This window comes from Pseudomonas sp. R62, from assembly GCF_000257605.1.
In the GTDB taxonomy this organism is placed as follows: domain Bacteria; phylum Pseudomonadota; class Gammaproteobacteria; order Pseudomonadales; family Pseudomonadaceae; genus Aquipseudomonas; species Aquipseudomonas atacamensis.
This window is the reverse complement of sequence record NZ_JH635999.1, coordinates 1774408-1777627: the sequence shown is the minus strand read 5'-3', so window position 1 is coordinate 1777627 and position 3220 is coordinate 1774408. Positions and strand designations below refer to the sequence as shown.

At 56.4% G+C, this 3220-nt stretch carries 1 protein-coding gene; it reads left to right on the top strand.

The window, feature by feature from the left end:
- Positions 1-3220 (top strand): hemagglutinin repeat-containing protein (locus OQK_RS25900; RefSeq protein WP_177318501.1); only part of this gene is annotated, 3220 nt, incomplete at both ends.

Genomic DNA, 3220 nt, shown 5'->3' with positions numbered 1-3220 from the left:
GCGCAGCTACCTCCAGACCTGGCCCAACAGCAGGTCAACCCCCTGGCCTTGCCGGGCTTCACCTTGCCGAGCGGCGACAACGGCCTGTTCCGTCTGAGCAAAAAGGACGGTAGCGAACCGGCGATGGTGGCCGCCGAAGGCTGGAAGATCAGCTCTATCAGCGCCGCACCCTCGACACATGCGGGCGGGATGCCGGTCCGACATGCTACCGAGTTCAAGATCGACGACGACGCCCCGGTCTCGGTGAAAAACCGTGAACTGGCACTGGCTGATCGTCAGTCGCTGAATCTCAACGACAAGACCGCAATGATCAGCGTCAATGCCGCCGAGAGCGGCGGACTTGTCCGGGTTTCAGCGCCTGATCGGGGCAATGTTTCCTTTGACGTGCCACGTGTACAGGGTCTGCCTGACACCAGCGTGCGCTCCAACCCACACAAATACCTGATCGAAACCAATCCGGTACTCACCGACCTGAAAAAATTCGAGAGTTCGGATTACCTGCTGCAGAAGCTCGGCTACGACCCCGACACTAGCGCCAAGCGCTTGGGCGACGGCCTGTTTGAACAACGCTTGGTGCAGCAGGCCGTGGTCGCCCGTACTGGTCAGCGCTTCATCGACGGCCAGACTTCCGACGAAGCGATGTTCAAGTACCTGATGAACAACGCCATCGCCAGCAAGGACCAGCTCAACCTGTCGATGGGCGTCACCTTGACCGCGCAACAAGTCGCGGCACTGACCCATGACATCGTCTGGCTCGAAGAGCACGAAGTAAACGGCGAAAAAGTGCTGGTGCCGGTGCTGTATCTGGCGCAGGCGAATAACCGGTTAGCGCCAAACGGGGCGTTGATTCAGGGCGGCGATGTCACTCTGATCGCCGGCGGCAACCTCGATAACGCCGGCACGCTGCGAGCCTCCAACAACCTGTCGGCCGAAGCCGGTAACAACCTCACCAACACCGGCCTGATCGAAGCCGGCGAACGCCTCACGCTCAAGGCCGGCAACGACATTATCAACAAGTCCGGCGGCATTATCTCGGGCAAGGATGTCAGCCTGACGGCCACCAACGGTAGCGTGATCAACCAGCGTGATGTGACCAGTGTCGATTACGGCCGGTTCGGTAATACAAGTCACCGCGACTATCTCGATAACGCTGCTCGGATCGAGGCGGCCAATGATCTGACCATCAAGTCCGGTCAGGACATCAACAATATCGGTGGCGTGCTGCAAAGCGGTCGGGACATGACGCTCGATGCTGATCGCGATGTGAACATCACCTCGGTGCAGAATCGCAGCACCAATGCACGGGGCGGCAGTTACCTCAATCAGACGATTACGCAGCACGGCGCTGAAGTGGCGTCCGGGCGGGATCTGACGATCAGTGCCGATCGTGACGTGGCAGTGGTCGCCAGTCGGCTGGATGCCAAGCTCGACATGGCCTTGACCGCGGGTAACAACATACTTCTGACGTCGGCTGCCAACGAAAGTGATTTTGTGTCTCGCAGCAAAAAGCGGGCGCAGGAGACTCACACTATTACCCAGCAATCCACCGTACTGAACTCAGGGCGAGATATTGCCATTCATGCGGGCAACGATTTGGGGATCATCGCCAGCCGGATCAAGGCCGATGAGAACATCAGTCTGAATGCAGAACAGGACATCCTTGTCGCTTCGGCCAAGGACGAAAGTTCCTCTTATTACTACAAGAAGAAAAAGGGATCGTTCGGACGCAGTAAAACCACGCAAAGCGAAAGCTACGACAGTACCAATGTCGCTTCAGTCATCGACGCAGGCGGGGACCTGACCGTCAACACCCATAAAGATGAAGACGGCAGCGTCAATCTTGATGGTGGGCGAAATGTCACCATCATTGGCAGTCAGATGAATGCAGGGAATGACTTGGTGTTGGGCGCCAAAAATGACGTTTCCGTGCTCTCTGCCACCGAAGAAACCGGCTCATATACCAAGAAAACCAAAACCGGCCTGTTTGGCATGTCGTCCAAGGGCAGCAGTCACCTTGCCACCAGCGTTACTCAGGTCGGTAGTGAACTCAACGCCAAGAACGACGCCGTTATCATCAGTGGCCGCGATATCAACTTGAATGCCAGCGTGATCAACGCGGACAACAATGCGGAGTTGCATGCCGGCCTTTTGGACAAGACCGGGGACATCAATCTCTCCGCCGCCGATAACGAAGCCTATAGTCGGGCCGAGGAGTTCAAGAAAAAGCTGGGCCTTTCACTCAAAGACACCGTCGGCTTGTTTGCAGGCACCCCGGGAGCGGGCGCTGACATCACCGCAAATGCATCACATAAAGGCGGACGTGAAGTTGTCAGCTCCACCAGTGTTGGTAGTGAAATCAATGCTGGTCATGACGCCATTCTGAAAGCGACCCGGGACATCAACATTATCGGCAGCGGCATCAATGCCGGTCACGATGCCAACATTGATGCCGGTCGTGATGTAAACGTGGTCGCCAGTATTGATGAGCAACGCAGCAGTAGTTGGGAGACCAACAAGAGCTATGGCATCAAACAAACCATCGACAGCAATGCCTTCAGCACCTTTGTCGGCAATGAAACAATCAAGAATGGAGTCAACAGTAGCGGGCATACCGCTGCTGGTAGCTCCATCTCTGCCGGGCAGAACCTGAATGTCGCTGCCGGTCGGGACTTCAATCTTCAAGGTTCGGACATAGAGTCCGGCATTGACTTGAAGGTTAACGCCAAGCGGGACATCAACATTGATGCCGCTGAACAAGCGAACGTGATTACCACCTGGGACAGCGTCAAGCGCAACGGCACTACGACCACGATGGCCTACAACATCGGCAATACGCTCAACACTCTCCAGGGAACTGGCAAGGGCGAAGATGGGGTCAGCAAAGGTTCGAGTGTGCTGAAGTCAGTCGATACCCTCGGCCAGTTTTTTGCCGGTGCGACGTTCGATGGCCATGAAGGTGCTTCGAGCATCGGTCAGACCCATACGCAGACATCAATCAGCAATCGTCCTTCCACGCTTTCGGCGGGCAATGACATCAGTCTGGACGCTGAAAACAACGTGAGCGTTCACGGTAGCCAGTTGGACTCCGGACGCAACATCAACATCACCGGGAAAAACATCGTCCTTGATGTCGCTCACGGAGCGCAAAGCAGTGACGGCAATCAGACTCAAAGCAAAGGAGGCCTCAAGGGGGGCACCACGGGTGGATTCAAGCTCGGAG